Origin of the sequence: Streptomyces sp. NPDC048484 (assembly GCF_040651415.1) — a bacterium.
Classification (GTDB): domain Bacteria; phylum Actinomycetota; class Actinomycetes; order Streptomycetales; family Streptomycetaceae; genus Streptomyces.
This window is the reverse complement of sequence record NZ_JBEZJY010000007.1, coordinates 148,003-165,273: the sequence shown is the minus strand read 5'-3', so window position 1 is coordinate 165,273 and position 17,271 is coordinate 148,003. Positions and strand designations below refer to the sequence as shown.

Genomic DNA, 17,271 nt, shown 5'->3' with positions numbered 1-17,271 from the left:
AGTGACGCGACGCACACCCTGTGAATTTCGGGGACTCCGGAAGCGCACCACTCCGTCCTGCCACGACGGCTGCGGCATGCCACTACTCCCCACCTCAACCTCCCATTCATGGAACGGAGTTCATCCGCATGCCGCAAAACGCCACCGAGTCCTGGGAGTACACGATCAGCATCCCCAACGACCCCCGCGCGGTGACCGTCTGCCGCCGAACCCTCCGCCTCATCCTCACGATCCACGGCCTGATCCGCCTCACCGACGTCGCCGAACTCCTGGCAGCGGAGCTGATCTCCAACGCCGTACGCCACACGAAGGGCCCCGCCGCCCTACGACTGCGCTGGCGGGACGGAGTCCTGCGGATCGGCGCGTGGGACGGCGACCCCGAACCCCCGGAGCCGGTCCCGGCACCGGCGTTGGCCGACCTGGCGGAGTCGGAATCGGGCCGGGGCCTGACCCTCGTCCAGGCCTGCGCGGACGTCTGGGGCTGGCATCCACTGCCGAGAGAGGGCGGCGAGGGCAAGTACGTGTGGTGTGACCTGGGCGCCGCGTAGCTCGTTGATCACGTCGGACAGAAAGGAGACCCGATGGTCAGCTCGTCGCACGTCGTACTTGTACGCGAAGTACGACTGCGAGCCGATCCTGATCGTGCTGACCCAGACCAGTTCGACGGCCCGCTGGGCGGCGCAGCCCATCCGGCTCGGCCTGCCCGTCTGGAACTCGCTCACCGTAAGGCCGCTGGTCCTCGGCCCGGACAACGTGCCGCTGATCACGGACGAACAAGAAGCCGCACGGGACGTACCACTCGCCGCGTTCTCGGCGATGACACATGGCAGGGGCCCGCAAGCCGCCGCCATACTGGAAACCCTGGCAGCCGCTCTGCAGACCATCGACCCCGACATCGCGGCGGTCTTCGCGCAGCTCACCGAGTCATGCCTGGTCGATCCCCAGGCGAAGCAGATGTGGAGGGACCTGATGACGGCGATCAACTACTTCTTCCGGCACGAGGTCGCCGAGAAGGTACGGGAAGAGGACCGGGAAGAGGGCCGGGAAGAGGGTCGCATTGAGGACCGCGCCGAGATGACCCTGAACATCCTTCAGTGGCGAGGCGTCGAGGTTCCTGACTCAGTACGCGAGCGCGTGCGTACCTGCACGGACCTCGACGAACTCGAACTCTGGGCGCAGCGAGCGGTCCACGCGACCGACGCGACGCAACTCTTCCGCGAAGACTGACGGCCTGCCGATCAGCAGTCGTCGTCGGCCGATCAGCAGTCGTCGTCGGCCGGCTCAGTCGGCTGCCTGGGCGGCGGTTCCTCTTCTTCTGCGGAGTCCGGTTGAGCCTGCACTGGAAACGACCCGATCTCCTCGTCAACGCCGTCTACGGGTACGCGTACGCAAACGGGATGGCCGGTCACCGTCGGCGTACGGTGTCCGGCCACCCCGACCGTTGAGGGATGTGCGCGGTCGTTACTCCGGCGCCCCGCCGAACCGCTCCTTGTACGTTTCCAGGTCCTCGTCCGTGATCTTGGCGAAGAGGACCGGGGGGACCGTGAAGGGGGTGCCTGCGGGGAGCGCGGTGAGGGACTTCGCCTCGGTCTGGGTCACCCAGGTCGCTGTGTCGTTCGGCAGGGTGAAGGCCGCGCGCATGGCTTTGGAGGACGCCGGGATGAAGGGTTCCGAGACCACCGCGTAGAGGTGGATCAGGTTCATCGCCGTGCGGAGTGTGAGGGCCGCGCCCTCCGGGTTGGTCTTGATCTCCAGCCAGGGGGTCTTCTCCTCCAGGTAGGAGTTGCCCGCCGACCACAGCGCGCGGAGCGCAGCCGCCGCCTTGCGGAACTGGAGCGCTTCCATCTGGGTCTCGTACTCGGAGAGGAGTGACGCGATCTCCTCGCCCAGCTTCGCCTCCGGCGCACCCGCATCCGCGCCTGCCGGGACCTCCTCGCCGAAGCGCTTCTTGGAGAAGGAGAGGACCCGGTTGACGAAGTTTCCGAGGGTGTCGGCCAGGTCCTTGTTCACCGTCGCCGTGAAGTGCTCCCACGTGAACGACGAGTCGTCCGACTCGGGGGCGTTGGCGATCAGGAAGTAACGCCAGTAGTCCGCGGGCAGGATGTCGAGGGCCTGGTCGGTGAAGACGCCCCGCTTCTGCGACGTGGAGAACTTACCCCCGTAGTACGTCAGCCAGTTGAAGGCCTTGAGCTGGTCGACCTTCTTCCACGGCTCCCGTACGCCCATCTCCGTGGCCGGGAACATCACGCTGTGGAAGGGGACGTTGTCCTTCGCCATGAACTCGGTGTAGCGCACGTCCGACGCGCCCGCCGGCTCGTACCACCACGACTTCCAGTCCCGGTTCTCCTCCGGGGCCGCGTCCGCCCACTCCTTCGTCGACCCGATGTACTCGATCGGCGCGTCGAACCAGACGTAGAAGACCTTGCCGTCGGCGGCCAGCGCCGGCCAGGTGTCGGCCGGGACCGGCACGCCCCAGTCCAGGTCGCGGGTGATCGCGCGGTCGTGCAGGCCCTCGGTCAGCCACTTGCGGGCGATGGAGGAGGCGAGCTGCGGCCACTCGTCCGCGACCTCGTCGATCCACTCCTCCACCTCACCCTGCAGCTTCGACTGGAGGAGGAACAGGTGCTTCGTCTCGCGGACCTCAAGCTCGGTCGAACCCGAGATCGCCGAGCGCGGGTTGATCAGGTCCGTGGGGTCCAGGACGCGCGTGCAGTTCTCGCACTGGTCGCCGCGCGCCTTGTCGTAGCCGCAGTGCGGGCACGTGCCCTCGACGTAGCGGTCGGGCAGGAAGCGGCCGTCGACGGGCGAGTACACCTGCCGGATCTCGCGCTCCTCGATGAAGCCGTTCTCGTTCAGCTTGCGGGCGAAGTGCTGCGTCAGCTCCGCGTTCTGCGGGGAGGAGCTGCGGCCGAAGTGGTCGAAGTCCAGGGCGAAGCCGTCGTAGATCGCCTTCTGCGCGTCGTGGGCCTGGGCGCAGAACTCGGCGACCGGGATGCCCCGCTCCTTCGCCGCCAGTTCGGCCGGGGTGCCGTGCTCGTCCGTCGCGCAGATGTAGAGGACATCGTGGCCGCGCTGACGGAGGTACCTGGCGTAGACGTCCGCCGGGAGCATGGACCCCACCATGTTGCCCAGGTGCTTGATCCCGTTGATGTACGGAAGGGCGCTGGTGATGAGGTGTCGAGCCATTGCGGGCTGCTCCCGAGTCGCTACGTGAGGTGACGGCAAGTCGTACTGTGCTCCGACTTTCGACCGTCTTACGAACCTTGAAATCGTATCCGACATGGGTGGGCCGCCCGCTCCTCGTTTTATGGGGTGAGAAGGGGGCGGCCGGGGTGGGGTCCGGAGGGGTCCGGAAGGGTCCGGTGAGGGCTTACGGGCGCCAGTTCGCCAGTACGCCCTCGTAGATCTCCGCGTCCGTGAGCTCGCGGGGCGTGGGGCCCGCGTGGAAGAACGCGGTGTTGTCCGACTTCAGCTTGCGGAGGTAGTCGAAGGCCTTGTTGTCCTGTTCGCCGAACGCGACGAAGGAGAAGAAGAGGCCGGGGTGGCTCTTCGCCGCTTCCGTGAGGGACTGGGTGGCCGGGGTCTTGGCGTCCGGGGCACCGTCCGTCTGGAAGACCACGAGGCCGGGCTCCGCGGGAGTGCCCGCCTTCTCGTGGAGGGCGATCACTTCCTGCACGGCCGCGTGATAGCTCGTACGACCCATGCGGCCGAGTCCGGCGTGGAGTTCGTCGATCTTGTTCTCGTGCTCGGCGAGGGTGAGCTCGCCGGTGCCGTCCAGCTCGGTGGAGAAGAAGACGACCTGGACGGCCGCCTCCGGAGCCAGGTGGGCGGCGAGGGCGAGGGTCTGCTCACCGAGAGCCTGCGCGGAGCCGTCCTTGTAGTACGGGCGCATCGAGGCGGAGCGGTCCAGCACGAGGTAGACCTTGGCGCGGGCGCCGGTGAGACCCTGGTTCTCCAGGGCGGTGGCGGCGGCCTTGTAGCCGGAGAGAAGGCCCGGGGCGCGGGACTCGACGTCGGCCGCGGACGGCTTCTGCGCGGCCTCGGTGCCGTCGGCTGCCGCCGGCTCGTCCGCCTTCGCGGCGAGCGGCTCGGGCTCCGGGACCACCTCGGCAACGACGGCCTCGACCTCTGCCTCGGCCTCGGACGCCTTCTCGGCGGCGGCCTCGGCTTCGGTTTCGGAGGCGGCTGCGGGCTCGGGCTCCGGCTCGGATTCCGGTACGAGCTGGATGACCAGCTCGGGCTCGGCTTCGACAATCACCGGCTCGGGCTCGGGCTCGGCCGCGGTGGCGGTGGCGGGTTCGGGCTTCGGCTCCGGGGTCACCTCGGTGACGACCGGCTCGGGCGCCACCACGGGCTCCGGCTCGGGCACCACCACAGGCTCGGCCGCCGGAGCGACCTCGGCGACGACCGGCTCCGGATCCTGCTCGGGCTCCGGTGCCGTCTCAACGACGGGCTCGGGCTCGGGCTTCGGCTCGGCCGCCACCACGGGCTCGGGCTTCGGCTCGGCCGCCACCACGGGCTCGGCTTCGGCCTTCGCAGCGGGCTCAGCCTCAGCCTCCGCTTCCACGGCAGGCTCGGTCTTGGGCTCCACGGCAGGCTTGGTTTCAGCCTTTGCCTCTGCCTTTGCCTCTGCCTTCGGCTCGGTCTCCGCCGCAGGCGCCTGCTTCGGGACCGTCACGTTGTCGAACGCCGCCGAGACCAGATCGTCCGCCTCGGACGCCTCGGTCTTGGTCTTGGTCTTGGTCTTGGTCTCGGTCTTGGGCTCGGTTTTAGGCTCGGTCCTGTGCTCGGACTCCGGCTCGGTGGCCGGTGCGGGGACAGAGACCTCAGGCTCGGCTGCCGCAGGCGTGGGCTCGGGAGCCGTCTCCTGCCGGGCCGCCGGCACGGTCGGCTCGGCAGTGGCGGATGCGGAAGGGGGCGCGGCAGAGGCAGCGTCCCCCTTGCGTGACTTTCCGAACGCATCTCGCAGGCGGGTGAGAATGCCCATGTGCGCAACCCTTCGCATGAGTTGGTTCCGTCAATCCCTGGCCAGGACGGACACGTAAGGTTAGCCGCCAGGACCGAAGATCTTTATCGCGCCCGAACGCGGGCTCGGCAACAGCACGTCTGTCAGGGGTAAAGCCCTGTTAGCTCGGCCCAGTTCACTCTCCGTTCACCTCACGTCCGCGCTCTCGCACGGGCGTGCCCCTAGCGTCACGGCAGACACAGACATAGGGGAGGGAACGTGCGCAACCTGCTGCCTCTGCTCGGCTCGACCGGTTCACACCCGGGCGGCCGTTCCGAGATGACCTGTCGGTACCGCTGTGGTGATGCCTGCTTCCACCCGGCGCCCAACACCAGCGCCAACGAATACGTCGGCGACGTCATCGCCGGGGCGCTCAGTCGCCGTTCCATGATGCGCGCCGCGGCCGCGGTGACCGTGACCACGGCGGCCGGCAGCGTGGTCGTCGGCGCCGGGGCGGCCCCCGCCGCCGCCCAGCCCGCCACGGCCGGTAGCGCGTCCGCCACCCTCGCCAAGGGACCGGAGGGGTCGAAGGGCTCGAAGGGCTCGAAGGGCAAGGCGGCCCGTGGCCTCCGCTTCACCGCCGTCGCGCCGAACACCGCCGACGCCGTGACCGTCCCCGAGGGCTACGGCCAGAACGTGGTCGTCCGCTGGGGCGAGCCCATCCTGCGCGGCGCCCCGGCCTTCGACCCGGACAAGCAGACCGCCGAGGCGCAGGCAGGCCAGTTCGGTTACAACTGCGACTTCCTCGCCCTGCTCCCGCTGCCGGGCGAGCGCGGCCGTCAGCTGCTCGTGGCGAACCACGAGTACACGGACGAGGTCCTGATGTTCAAGGGCTACGACCCCGCGAACCCGACCCGCGAGCAGGCCGAGATCGCCTGGGCCGCCCACGGTCTGGGCGTCGTCGTGGTCGAGGAGGAGCGCAGGACCGGCAAGCTCACCGTCGTGCCCCGCCACCACCTCAACCGGCGCGTCACCGTGACCACCGAGTTCAGGGTGACCGGTCCGGCGGCCGGCTCGGCCCTCCTGAAGACCTCCGCCGACCCGACCGGCAAGAAGGTCCTCGGCACGCTCAACAACTGCGCCGGCGGCGAGACCCCGTGGGGCACGACGCTGCACGGCGAGGAGAACTTCAACCAGTACTTCGCAGGCGCGAGCCGGACGACGGACGCCCGCTACGGCATCGGCACCGGGGCCAGCGAGCGCAAGTGGGAACGCTTCGACAAGCGTTTCGACGTCGCCCAGGAGCCGAACGAGGTGCACCGCTTCGGCTACATCGTCGAGCTGGACCCGTACGACCCCACCTCGACGCCCCGCAAGCGCACCGCGCTCGGGCGGTTCAAGCACGAGGGCGCGACGATCCGTCTCACGGACGACGGCCGCCCGGTCGCCTACACCGGTGACGACGAGCGCTTCGACTACATGTACAAGTTCGTCGGCAGCAAGCGGATGCGCCACGGCAACAGCCGCGCCGCCCGCGAGCACAACCTGACTCTGCTCGACGAGGGCACGCTGTACGTCGCCAAGCTCACCGGTGACTCGCCGGCGATCGAGATCGACGGCACCGGCAAGCTCCCGGCCGACGGCGAGTTCGACGGCAGCGGTACGTGGATCCCGCTGGCCACCGCCACCGCCAAGGGCGCCGTCTCGCACGTCGAGGGCATGACCGCCGAGGAGGTGTACGTCTTCACGCGGCTCGCCGGCGACAAGGTGGGCGCGACGAAGATGGACCGCCCGGAGGACATCCAGCCCTCCCCGCACACCGGCAAGGTGTACGTCGCCCTGACGAACAACACCAACCGCGGGGTCGGCTCCAACGCCAAGGTGGACGAGGCCAACCCGCGCAACGCCAACAAGCACGGGCACGTCCTGGAGCTCACCGAGCGCCGCAACCGCGCCGACGCCACCAGCTTCGCCTGGTCGCTGTTCCTCGTCGCGGGCGACCCGAAGGACCCCGCCACGTACTTCGCGGGCTACCCGAAGGACAAGGTCAGCCAGATCTCCTGCCCGGACAACGTGGCCTTCGACCCGCACGGCAACCTGTGGATCTCCACCGACGGCGCCCAGCTCGGCTCCCACGACGGCCTGTTCGGCGTGGCGACGAAGGGTGACCGGCGTGGCGAGCTGAAGCAGTTCCTGACCGTGCCGAAGGGGGCCGAGACCTGCGGCCCGCTCGTGCAGGACCGCCGTGTCCTCGTGTCGGTGCAGCACCCGGGCGAGATCACCGGCGCGACCGTCGAGAACCCCGCGAGCGTCTGGCCCGACGGCCCCGGCAAGATCGTCCGCCCGTCGGTGGTGGCGGTCTGGCGCAAGGACGGCGAAGACATCGGCGTGTGACGCGCACACGAGCGGGGGTGCCTTCTCCGGAAGAGGGGCGCCCCCGTCGCCCTCAGAGGCACGTGGCCGCTGGCCGCTACACGATCGCCAGATTCAGCCACTCCTGATAGCCGGGTGCCTCCCGGGCGACCTCCGCGTACGCCTCCCACAGGTCAGGGAAGACAAAGTCCAGCTCCCCCTCCGTACGCGCCGCGAGCAGCAGCCGCACACCCAGGGGGTCCCCCTGGATCCGCCGCACCGCCATCTCCGTCCGGGGCTGGCACGTCGGCTGGCAGACCGTGACCACCTCGCCGGTGACGACCAGTGAGGCGGCCGTGTGGTAGTCCCCGTGCAGCACCCGGGGTCTGATCCCCGCCGCCCGCAGCATGCGGTGCACGGCGTCCCACTCGCCGTCGACCGTCGGATCGATCATCCACCGGTCCTCGGCCAGGTCGGAGAGCTGGACCTCCGGGTGCGCGGCCGCCGGATGGTCGGCCGGCAGTGAGACGAACTGCGGTTCGCGTTCGACCAGAACGCGCAGCGCGAGCCCGTCCGGCACCCGCAGCGGACTGCCCTCCACCTCGTGCACGTAGGCCACGTCGAGCCGCCCGTCGGCGAGCATGCGCAGCAGGGCGTTCGGGGAGACGTCCATCTGCAGGACCGGCTCCCGCTGCTGTGCGCGCAGCCGTCGCAGCCAGCCCGCGAGGGCACGGCTCGCGGTGGAGCCGATACGGAGCTGGGGCCCGTCCGCGTCCGTCGCGGCGGCCCGCGCCTCCGCGACCAGGGACCGCATTTCGGCCACCAGCGGGCGGGCGCGGCCGAGGACGACCAGGCCCAGCGGAGTCGGCCGACAGCCGGTGCGTTCTCGGCGGAAGAGGAGGCCGCCGAGTTCCTGCTCGATGCGTTTGAGCTGGGTGCTCAACGAGGGCTGGGCCACGCCCAGCTGCCGGGCGGCCCGGTGCAGGCTGCCGGTGTCGGCGATGGCGCACAGTGCGCGGAGGTGCCTGACCTCAAGGTCCATGCCGTTGAACTCTAAAACGGAAGCACGGCTTTCACCAGACGCATAAACCCCATCCAAAACAGGCGAGTTGGACGATCAGTTCCGTGCGGATAGCAGCGTCCTATCGCCGATTGGCATCATCACAGCGGCCTCACAGGCACAGAAACTCACCGGTGACGACTTCACCCCCACATCCCCCACAAGGAGTCATCGATGCGCCTGTCCACACCCATGCTCTCTGCTGCGGTCGGCCTCGGCCTCACGGCGGCAGCGCTCGGTACCGTCCCGGCCGCGGCGGCCCCGGCACCGGAGCCGGCGTCCGCTGCCTCCTTCGCGGGCTACAACGGTTCCGGCGAAGAGGCGAAGGCCAACGAGGCCTTCTTCGAAGCCGTGCTGGAGTCCGTGGCCGAGAAGCGCGCCGCGAGCCCGAAGGCCGCCGCCGCCGTCACCGTGGTCTACAACGCCTCGGCCGCGCCGTCCTTCAGCGCACAGATAGCCCGCAGTACACAGATCTGGAACAGCTCCGTCTCGAACGTCAAGCTCCAGGCCGGCTCCAGCGCCGACTTCACGTACCGCGAGGGCAACGACTCGCGCGGTTCGTACGCCTCCTCGGACGGGCACGGGAGAGGCTACATATTCCTCGACTACGCGCAGAACCGGCAGTACGACTCCACGCGCGTCACCGCCCACGAGACCGGGCACGTGCTCGGACTGCCCGACCACTACACCGGGCCGTGCAGCGAACTGATGTCGGGCGGCGGGCCGGGGACGTCCTGCACGAACGCGAACCCCAACGCCGCGGAGCGGTCGCGGGTGAACCAGCTGTGGGCCAACGGGCTCGCGAAGGCACTCGCGAAGGTCAACCAGGACCAGTAACCACTGGGTACTGCCAGAAGCACTGGGCACTGCCAGTCGCTGCTGTCCCCTCGGATGTACCACCCCACCCCCCACGGACGTGGGCCGCCTCTCCTGCACAGAGGGCGGCCCACGTCCTTTTTTCCAGGGGGTTCACGCGTTCCCGTTGAGGGTCAGGTCCACGACGAGGGCTCGGTGGTCGGTATTCCCGAGGTCCAGGAAACGGGTTCTGTTCGCCGTGAAGCCGCGGGACACGAGGACGTGGTCGATCTGGGCGCCGAGGGCCGGGGTCGTCAGGGAGGGCCAGCTCGGCGTGCGGGCGTCGCCGGTGAGGCGGGCGCCGTCCATGAAGCCGGTGTCCAGGATGCGGCGGAAGGCCGCGTGGTCCTGGGAGGCGTTGAAGTCACCCGCGACGACGGTGGGGCGGTCGATGTTCGCGGCGGCATAGTCGCGGAGGGCGGACAGCTCCTTGCGCCAGGCGCCCAGATGGGACGGGAGCGGTGGCATGGGGTGGGCCAGCTGGAGGCGGATCTCGTGGCCGTCCACGTCGGCGACGGCGCCGGGCATGCCCATGGTGGCGGGGATGCCTTTCGCCGGCTTGAGGGGATGCCGGCTGAGGATGACGGAACCTTCGGACCCGGTACCTTCCACTGCCTGCCGGTAGGGATAGACGCTCTCCCCGCTCTCCCGGCTCTCCCCGGATTTCCCGGCTTCCTCGCTCCCGCTGCCCTTCTCGTCCTTCCCGCCCTTTTCGCCTTTCCCGTCCTTCCCGCTCTTGCCGAGGGCCTGGTCCAGCTCCTTCTCGCAGGTGGAGTCGCACTCCTGGACAAAGACGAAGTCGGGGCGCTGCTCGGTGACCGCCTCGATCAGGGCGTCCGTCCCCTGGCCGAACTCGACGTTCGAGGTGAGGACGCGGACCTCGGCGACCGGCACACCCCCGGCCTCCATCGTCTTTCCGTACGGCTCGATGTACCAGGCGATCACACCGAGAGCGACCACGCCCCAGACGAGGCCGGTGCGCCAGCGGGACAGCGCGGCCAGGAGGAGGGCGACCCCGGTCGGGGCGGCGAGCCAGGGCAGGAACGCGAGCAGCTGGGGCACGGGGGTGACGGCGTCGGTGTCGGCGATGCGGCAGCCGAGGACGACGCTCACGCCGAGAAGCAGCAGCGCGGCGAACCAGGCGCCGGCCCGGGTGCCGCCGTGCCGCGACACCGGGCTGTCGTCGTCCTGGGTCCAACCACCTGTCTCAGCCGTAGCGCTCCGCAAGGTCACCCCTCCCACCCCTTCAACCCCACCCACCCCATCCATCTGCATGGATCCTCCCTCAAAGACGGGCAGAGGGTGTGCAGGGTTGCGCAATGGAGTCCATCCGCAGCTCGGTGAGGGCTGGTCGCGCAGTTCCCCGCGCCCCTGAAAACCGGTCCGCATCACCCGACGACCGCCCCCTCAAAGACGGCTGAGCAGCCCGGCCAGGGCGTCGTTGAAATCGTCCGGCCGCTCCAGGTTCGGCAGATGTGCCGCACCCCGTACGACATGAAGCACCGAGTCCGGGACGGAATCGTGCATCGCCTCCGCGTCGTCCACGGGCGTGTACTCGTCGTCCTCGCCCACCACCACCAGCGTGGGCACGGTGACCCGGGTCAGCAGCTTCCGGTAGTCGGGCCGCTCGGCCCGCCCCCGCAGGGCCGCCGCGGCCCCCTCGGGCGGTGCTCCCGTCATCATGCGGCGGACCTGCGCCGCCACCTCCGGGCGGGCGTACGGGGCGACCATCTTGTACAGGACCTCCTCGGCGTACCCGTCCATCCCCTCGCGGAGCAGACGGTCGGCCATCGCGTTGCGGGACTTCCGGCCCGCCGGTGTCTCCGCGGCCGGGAAGGTGTCCGCCAGGAGCAGGCCCCGGACGCGCTCGGGGAACAGGCGGTAGCACTCCATGGCGATCTGGCCGCTCATCGACAGTCCCCCGAGGACGAATGCGGGTACCCGGAGGTCGTCCAGGAGGGCCGCGACGTCCTCGGCGAAGACGGAGAGCGGGGTGACCCCGGGGACCACCGGGGACGTGCCGTAGCCGCGCAGGTCCGGGGCGATCACCCGGCGGTGCGGGGAGAAGGCCGTCACCTGGGGAGCCCACATCGTGCGGTCGAAGGGATGGCCGTGGATCAGGACAAGGGGCAGAGCGGTGGAAGCATGCGCGCCTTTGTCCTCGTATGCGAGGAAGGAAGCCATGAAGCGGACCCTAGATCCCCTCAACTCCTCGGTGCAATGAAATCTTTGCCCTCGGTGCAATCCATGTGATCATGCAATCCAGGAAGGGGGTGGGCGTGGACGACTATCGGCGTATCGCCGACCGGCTGGCCGAGGAGATCTACTCGGGGCGGCTGAAGGCCGGTGAACGGCTGCCGCCGCAGCGGGTGTTCGCCCGGCGGCGGCGCATCGCGGGATCCACGGCCGGGCGGGTGTACGGGGAGTTGGTGCGGCGCGGGCTCGTCGTCGGCGAGGTCGGACGGGGCACCTACGTACGGGCCGCGCCGGTGCCGTCGGGCCGGGCCCTCGCCGAGGCGGCGAACGAAGCGGCGAACGAGGCCACGCACGAGGGCGCGCACGCGGCCACGCACGCGGCCAGGAACAAGGCCGCGCACGAGGTGTCCGTCAATCTGGAGCTCAACTACCCCACCGTGAAAGGCCAGTCGGAACTGCTGGTCGGCGGGCTCGAACCGCTGCTGCGGGCCGACGTACTGGACGAGGTCACCCGTACCGTCCCGGCCACCGGGACCGCCGCCGCCCGCGAGGCCGTCGCGGGGCTGCTGGCCGGGTCCGGGTGGCGGCCCCGCCCCGAGCAGCTCCTCTTCGCGGGGAACGCGCGGCAGGCCATCGCGGGCGTCCTCGCCTCGCTGGTACGCCCCGGCGGGCGGGTCGGCGTGGAGGAACTGACGTATCCGCTGGTCAAGGAGATCGCGGCGCGGATCGGCTGCCCGCTCGTCTCGCTCGCCACGGATGAGGAGGGGCTGCGGCCCGACGCCGTCGTCGCCGCCCATCGTGCCGCGCCGCTCTCCGCGCTGTACGTCCAGCCGACGCTGCACAACCCCACCGGGGCGACGGCCGGTGACACGCGCAAGCGTGAACTCGCCCGCGTGGTGCGGGAGTTGGACCTGCCCGTGGTGGAGGACCGCATCTGGTCCTTCCTCCACGTAGGGGGCGTGCCGTTCGCCGCCTACGCCCCCGAGCGCGTCCATGTCGTCGACGGCCTGTCGAAGCGTGTCGCGCCCGGGCTGACCGTCGGCTTCCTCGCCGTGCCCGAGGAGCGGGTCGGCACGGTGGCCGGGGCGCTTCGGTCGGGCGGGTGGACGGCGGGGCGGTTCGCGCTGGAGGCGGGCACGCGGTGGATCCGGGACGGGACCGTCGAGCGGCTCGTCGGGCAGAAGCGGGCGGACGCGGCCCGGCGGCAGCGCGTCGTCGCGGAACTGCTCGACGCGTTCACGGTACGGGCCGATCCGCACGCGTACCACGCCTGGTGGGAGCTGCCCGCGCCTTGGCGCGCGGACACCTTCACGGCGGCGGCGGCCGCGCGCGGCATCGCGGTCACTCCGGGGGCTGCCTTCGCCGTGGGGCCGCGGGGCGCGCCGGACGCCGTCAGGCTCGGGCTCGCGTCGGTTCCGGTACCGGTGCTGGGACAGGCACTGCGGACGCTGCGCGACGTCGCGCGCGGTGGTCCGTGAGCCAGGTCGCCAGCGCCACGGTGAGGCCGAGGGCGAGGACGCACCACGTGGCTGTGCGGAGGGTCTCGGTGAGGGCGTCGTAGACCGCGCCCGCCGCCGCGCGGGAGACGTGCTCGGGGAGACCGGTGAGGGTCAGGGCGCGGCCGACGACCGTGGCGAGGGCCAGGAGGGCGGCGCCCAGGGCCATGCCGAGGGCCGTGGCCGTGACGGCACGGCGGCGGCGTACGGCCAGCAGGATGCCGCCCACGGCCAGGGCGACCGTCGCCAGGGGGAGCCAGCGGCCCGCGATCTCCAGCACGTGGAACCCCTTTCGCAGGGAGCTGAGCTGCTGGGCGCGAAGGACCGTGACCTCGGTGTGCTCGACGGGGATGGCGGGGATACGGTCCGCCGACAGCACGCGGTTGTCGGCCAGTTGTGTGCTGAGCCGGGCCAGGACCGGTGCCAGGTCGAGCGTGACGGCTCCCTCGCTGTCGCCGCGCAGGGCTCGCAGGACGGCGTCGTGCACGGCCCGGTTCGCCGAGTTCCAGGTCGCGCGGAAGGCCTCCGTACCGGTGAAGGACCGGACCGCCCGGCGGACGTACGCGCGGACGTCCCCCTCCAGCGGCCCCGCCTCGACCTCGCTCATGATCCCGTCGGTGACCGTGTCCGCGATCGCGCGCTGTACGTCGGGCCCGGCGGCAAGCGGTGCCATCGTGTCGACGTACCGTCCGGTGTCTCCGATCTCGTACTTCGCCCACGCCGACAGACCGCCCAGCGGCACGAGGACGCAGGCGAGCACGATCAGCAGCGCCGAGAGGACTTTCCGCACCTCTCAAGGAAGAACCCCGGCCGTGCCCTCCGCCACCGGGGCACGGTCGGGGTGACTGCATCCGGACGCGGATTGCGTTCTTCCGAGGGATCTTCTTACTTGTGCCATTTGCTCCTACTCCACTTGGGTCACTTGCGGTTGTAGAGCCTCATCGTGACCGGGCCGAAGACCGCGACCAGCGCTCCGGCCCAGCCCAGCGACCAGGCGATCTCGGCGGTCGGCCAGGAGCCGTCCATCAGGCCGCGCACCGCCGAGGCGACATGCGTGACCGGGTTGTTGTTGACGAAGGCCTGGAGCCAGCCCGGCATCGTCTCGGGGCGGACGAAGATGTCGCTGAGGAAGGTCAGGGGGAACAGGATCATCATGCTCACGCCCATCACCGACTTCTCCGTGCGCAGCAGCAGGCCGAACATCGTCCACACCCAGGAGAAGGCGAACGAGAAGACGATCAGGAGGACGACGCCCGCCACCACTCCCTGGACGCCGCCGTCCGGGCGGAAACCCATGATCAGCCCCACCGACAGCATCACGACCGACGCGATCGTGTAGCGCAGGGCGTCCCCGAGCAGATAGCCGACCAGCGTCGACGGGCGCCAGATGGGCAGCGAACGGAAGCGGTCGAAGACGCCCTTCTCGATGTCGATGTTGACCGCGAGGCCCGTGTACATCGTGATCATGACGACCGACATCACGAGGATGCCGGGGAGCAGGTACTGGATGTACTCCCGCGGGGAACCGGCGAGCGCGCCCCCGAACAGGTACGTGTACATCAGCACCAGCATGATCGGGAACGCGGTCACGTCGAAGAGCTGTTCGGGTACGTGCTTGATCTTGAGGATCGCCCGCCAGCCGAAGGTGAGGGACGTCTGCAGGGCGTTCGGGCGCGGTGGCCGCTCGCCGGAGACCAGGATCGCGGCGAGGGTGGCGGCGTGGACCGGCGCGAGGTCCGCGGATTCCGCGGTGCCGGTGGACCGGGTTGCGGTGCTCATGCCGTGACCTCTTTCTTCTGCGTCGGCTGTGTCGGCTGCGCCTCGTGCTGGTTCTCGTGCTGGTTCTCGGGTTTTCCGGTGAGGGCCAGGAACACCTCGTCAAGACTTGGCTGGCCCAGGGAGAAGTTGTCGACGGTGATGCCCGCACGGGCGAGTTCGGCGAGTGCCCGGGACGCCTTTTCGGCAGTGGCGCTACCGTCCGGGGAGCCGTTGCCGACCCGGGCCGTCAGGGCCACCGGGTCCGGCTCCAGCTGGACGTCCGCGTCGAGGGCCTGCCGGAGCAGCCGCTCCGCGTCCGGGCGCCGGTCGGCGTCCCGCAGCCGTACGTGCACGGCTCCCGCGCCCACCGATGCCTTCAGCTCGCCCTTGGTGCCCTCGGCGATGACCCTGCCCTTGTCGATGACGGCGATCCGGGACGCCAACTGGTCGGCCTCGTCGAGGTACTGGGTCGTCAGCAGGACCGTCGTGCCCTGGGCGACGACCGCCCGCACGATCTCCCAGACCTGGTTGCGGCTGCGCGGGTCCAGGCCCGTCGTCGGCTCGTCCAGGAACAGCAGGTCCGGGGTGTTGAGGATGGACGCGGCGATGTCGATACGGCGCCGCATGCCGCCGGAGTAGTTCTTCACCTGGCGGCCGGCCGCCTCCGACAGACCGAAGGCGTCGAGGAGCTGGGCCGCGCGGTTGTACGAGGCCTTCTTGCCGTGGCCCGTCAGACGGGCCAGCAGGACGAGGTTCTCGGTGCCGGTCAGGTCCTCGTCCACCGAGGCGTACTGGCCGGTGAGGCTCACCCGGCTGCGGACCGCGTCCGCCTCCCGTACGACGTCGTGGCCGAAGACGTGCGCCTCACCGCCGTCGGGACGCAACAGGGTCGCCAGCATGCGTACGGTCGTGGTCTTGCCCGCACCGTTCGGCCCGAGCAGGCCGTAGACCGTGCCCGTCTCGATGCGCAGGTCCACTCCGTCGACCGCGCGGGTGTCACCGAAGACCTTCACCAGGCCCGCGGTCTCGATGGCAGGCCCGGCCCAGTGGCCGGTGCGGTTGCTGCTCGTCATGTCGGTCCGCCCATCCGCGTCGTTGTTCGTTCGACATGCAGACCCCCGGGGCCGCGAAAACTCATCGGTGGTGGGGCGGCTGGGCTTCAGGTGCCGGCTCTCAGGTGGTGGGTCTCAGGTGCTGGGCCTCCGGTAGAGGGTTCACCCCGAACGGGTGTCACCGATGGCACGCCATCGAACAGCACGCAGCGGAACCGCGGGCCGGTGGGCAGCAGGCCGGCGGGCGGCCGTCCGGCGTGCGCCAGGCGGCCGCGCGTGTTTCGCTGGGCGGGTGAGCAGCACGGACCGGGGCGCCCGTGCCCAGCGGCAGCAACTGCTGCGCGTCCGCGGGCGCAGCGTCGCCTGGGCGCCCCCGCTGCTCCTGCTCGTCGCGATCGCCGTGATCGACAGCAACACCTCGGGCGAGTTCAGGATCATCTCCTGGATCGTCCTGGTGCCCGGCATCGCGGCGGCCATCTGCGGGGTCAGGGGCACGGCCGCGTTCGCCGTGCTCGCCCTCGTCACGTACATCGAGCTGGACACCGCCTGGCCGCGCCAGGACCAGACCGGGCTGCCCGACTTCATCCTCGTCGCCGTGGGCGGGGCCCTCGCGACGACGGCGTGTGCCGTGCGGGTGCGGGAGGAACGGCGGATGCTGCACATGCGGGACGTGGCCGACACGACCTGGCGTACCGTGCTGCGCCCGATGCCCGCTCCCTGGGGCGGGCTGGAGCACGCGTCCGTCTATCTGGCCGCCGACAGCGAGGCGCGCGTCGGCGGCGACTTCTACGACATCCAGCCGGGCCCGCACGGCACGCGGGTCCTCCTCGGGGACGTCCAGGGCAAGGGCCTGCCCGCGGTGGACGCGGCCGCCGCGCTGCTCAGCACGTTCCGCGAGTCCGCGTACCACGAGGCGTCCCTCGCCGTGGTCGCCGAACGGCTGGAAGTACGGATGGTCCGCCACCGGCAGTACATGAGGGACCTGGGTGGGGAGCCGGAGCGTGGCGTGGAGCGCTTCGCGACAGCGGTGCTCATCGCGTTCCCGCCACCGGGTGCCGCCGATGCCTCCGGTGCCGCCGGTGGCCCCGGTGGCCACATCGAGGTCGTCAACTTCGGGCACGAACCCCCGCTGGTGGCCGGGCCTGCCGGGGTGCGTCTCCTGCCGCCAGGCGACGGCCTGCCGCTCGGCCTGAGCGGGCTGGTCCGGCCGGATGCGGGCGTCCCGCCGGTCCACCGCGAGCCCTTCGCCCCCGACGAGACCCTGCTCCTCGTCACGGACGGCGTGACCGAGGCCCGCGACGCCGACGGCGTCTTCTTCCCTCTCCACGCCCGTGTCGCCCTCGCCGTCTCCACCGACCCGGCCACCGCTCACCCCCGCCACCTGGTGGAACTGGTCCGGGAAGGCACCCTCCGCCACAGCGCGGGTCACCTGGTGGACGACACGACGATCTTCGCCGTACGGCAGGTTCAGCACTCCCTACTGCCCCCGCGCCGAACCACTTTGCACCCGCACCGGTTACCGTGACGCCGTGGTGACCGAAGGGGAGGAGACAACGG

The 17,271-nt window shown here is 70.4% G+C and carries 13 protein-coding genes and 1 pseudogene; 6 read left to right on the top strand and 8 right to left on the bottom strand.

The genetic code is table 11. The features are described 5' to 3' along the window. Positions 1-128: 128 nt before the first annotated feature. Together AB0D14_RS09515 and AB0D14_RS09510 are read left to right on the top strand one after the other, a co-directional pair. Positions 129-548, top strand: coding sequence for an ATP-binding protein (locus AB0D14_RS09515; RefSeq protein ID WP_362776434.1), 420 nt, complete (start codon positions 129-131; stop codon positions 546-548). A gap of 52 nt (positions 549-600) precedes the next feature. Next, positions 601-1,227: pseudogene (locus AB0D14_RS09510) on the top strand (hypothetical protein); the annotation flags it as partial. 234 nt (positions 1,228-1,461) lie between these two features. Here AB0D14_RS09510 and metG read toward each other — a convergent pair. Both metG and AB0D14_RS09500 read right to left on the bottom strand, forming a co-directional pair. Next, a complete protein-coding gene (gene metG / locus AB0D14_RS09505) occupies positions 1,462-3,186 on the bottom strand; it encodes a methionine--tRNA ligase (RefSeq protein ID WP_362776433.1) in 1,725 nt (574 codons plus the stop codon). Positions 3,187-3,370: 184 nt separating this feature from the next. Next, complete coding sequence (locus AB0D14_RS09500) at positions 3,371-4,987, bottom strand: VWA domain-containing protein (protein ID WP_362776432.1); 1,617 nt, start codon at positions 4,985-4,987, stop codon at positions 3,371-3,373. Between the two features lie 237 nt (positions 4,988-5,224). On the opposite strand from AB0D14_RS09500, the gene AB0D14_RS09495 reads away from it, so the two are divergent. Further along, on the top strand, positions 5,225-7,339 hold the full coding sequence (locus AB0D14_RS09495) for a PhoX family protein (protein WP_362776430.1): 2,115 nt from the start codon (positions 5,225-5,227) through the stop codon (positions 7,337-7,339). Between the two features lie 76 nt (positions 7,340-7,415). Here the strand turns inward: AB0D14_RS09495 and AB0D14_RS09490 are convergent, their stop codons facing one another. Continuing rightward, complete coding sequence (locus tag AB0D14_RS09490) at positions 7,416-8,339, bottom strand: LysR family transcriptional regulator (protein WP_362776428.1); 924 nt, start codon at positions 8,337-8,339, stop codon at positions 7,416-7,418. Between the two features lie 192 nt (positions 8,340-8,531). Here AB0D14_RS09490 and snpA point away from each other — a divergent pair, with 192 nt between their 5' ends. Next, on the top strand, positions 8,532-9,194 hold the full coding sequence (gene snpA / locus AB0D14_RS09485; RefSeq protein WP_362776426.1) for a snapalysin: 663 nt from the start codon (positions 8,532-8,534) through the stop codon (positions 9,192-9,194). Between the two features lie 132 nt (positions 9,195-9,326). Here snpA and AB0D14_RS09480 read toward each other — a convergent pair whose 3' ends face one another. Then, complete coding sequence (locus AB0D14_RS09480) at positions 9,327-10,385, bottom strand: endonuclease/exonuclease/phosphatase family protein (RefSeq protein WP_362776609.1); 1,059 nt, start codon at positions 10,383-10,385, stop codon at positions 9,327-9,329. A gap of 234 nt (positions 10,386-10,619) precedes the next feature. Next, positions 10,620-11,396: an alpha/beta fold hydrolase gene (locus tag AB0D14_RS09475; protein ID WP_362776425.1), complete on the bottom strand. Its 777-nt coding sequence runs from the start codon at positions 11,394-11,396 to the stop codon at positions 10,620-10,622. A gap of 95 nt (positions 11,397-11,491) precedes the next feature. Here AB0D14_RS09475 and AB0D14_RS09470 point away from each other — a divergent pair, with 95 nt between their 5' ends. Next, positions 11,492-12,886, top strand: a complete 1,395-nt coding sequence (locus tag AB0D14_RS09470) for a PLP-dependent aminotransferase family protein (RefSeq protein WP_362776608.1) — start codon at positions 11,492-11,494, stop codon at positions 12,884-12,886. Here AB0D14_RS09470 and AB0D14_RS09465 read toward each other — a convergent pair. The 3 genes from AB0D14_RS09465 to AB0D14_RS09455 all read right to left on the bottom strand — a co-directional run bounded on the left by AB0D14_RS09465 (position 12,801) and on the right by AB0D14_RS09455 (position 15,735). Continuing rightward, positions 12,801-13,694 (bottom strand): hypothetical protein, encoded by an 894-nt coding sequence (locus AB0D14_RS09465; protein ID WP_362776424.1) that lies wholly within the window; start codon positions 13,692-13,694, stop codon positions 12,801-12,803. The two genes, AB0D14_RS09470 and AB0D14_RS09465, sit on opposite strands and share 86 nt — an antisense overlap. A 128-nt stretch (positions 13,695-13,822) precedes the next feature. Continuing rightward, positions 13,823-14,683, bottom strand: coding sequence for an ABC transporter permease (locus tag AB0D14_RS09460; RefSeq protein ID WP_362776422.1), 861 nt, complete (start codon positions 14,681-14,683; stop codon positions 13,823-13,825). Further along, positions 14,680-15,735: an ATP-binding cassette domain-containing protein gene (locus tag AB0D14_RS09455; protein WP_362776421.1), complete on the bottom strand. Its 1,056-nt coding sequence runs from the start codon at positions 15,733-15,735 to the stop codon at positions 14,680-14,682. The genes AB0D14_RS09460 and AB0D14_RS09455 overlap by 4 nt, the downstream gene beginning before the upstream one ends. A gap of 271 nt (positions 15,736-16,006) precedes the next feature. On the opposite strand from AB0D14_RS09455, the gene AB0D14_RS09450 reads away from it, so the two are divergent. Beyond that, positions 16,007-17,239, top strand: coding sequence for a PP2C family protein-serine/threonine phosphatase (locus tag AB0D14_RS09450; protein WP_362776420.1), 1,233 nt, complete (start codon positions 16,007-16,009; stop codon positions 17,237-17,239). The last annotated feature ends 32 nt before the right edge of the window (positions 17,240-17,271 follow it).

Coding starts and splice junctions, on each gene's coding strand:
- AB0D14_RS09515 (WP_362776434.1), top strand. CDS start 129: ATGCCGCAAAACGCCACCGAGTCCTGGGAGTACACGATCAGCATCCCC.
- metG (WP_362776433.1), bottom strand. CDS start 3,186: ATGGCTCGACACCTCATCACCAGCGCCCTTCCGTACATCAACGGGATC.
- AB0D14_RS09500 (WP_362776432.1), bottom strand. CDS start 4,987: ATGGGCATTCTCACCCGCCTGCGAGATGCGTTCGGAAAGTCACGCAAG.
- AB0D14_RS09490 (WP_362776428.1), bottom strand. CDS start 8,339: ATGGACCTTGAGGTCAGGCACCTCCGCGCACTGTGCGCCATCGCCGAC.
- snpA (WP_362776426.1), top strand. CDS start 8,532: ATGCGCCTGTCCACACCCATGCTCTCTGCTGCGGTCGGCCTCGGCCTC.
- AB0D14_RS09475 (WP_362776425.1), bottom strand. CDS start 11,396: ATGGCTTCCTTCCTCGCATACGAGGACAAAGGCGCGCATGCTTCCACC.
- AB0D14_RS09460 (WP_362776422.1), bottom strand. CDS start 14,683: ATGAGCACCGCAACCCGGTCCACCGGCACCGCGGAATCCGCGGACCTC.
- AB0D14_RS09455 (WP_362776421.1), bottom strand. CDS start 15,735: ATGACGAGCAGCAACCGCACCGGCCACTGGGCCGGGCCTGCCATCGAG.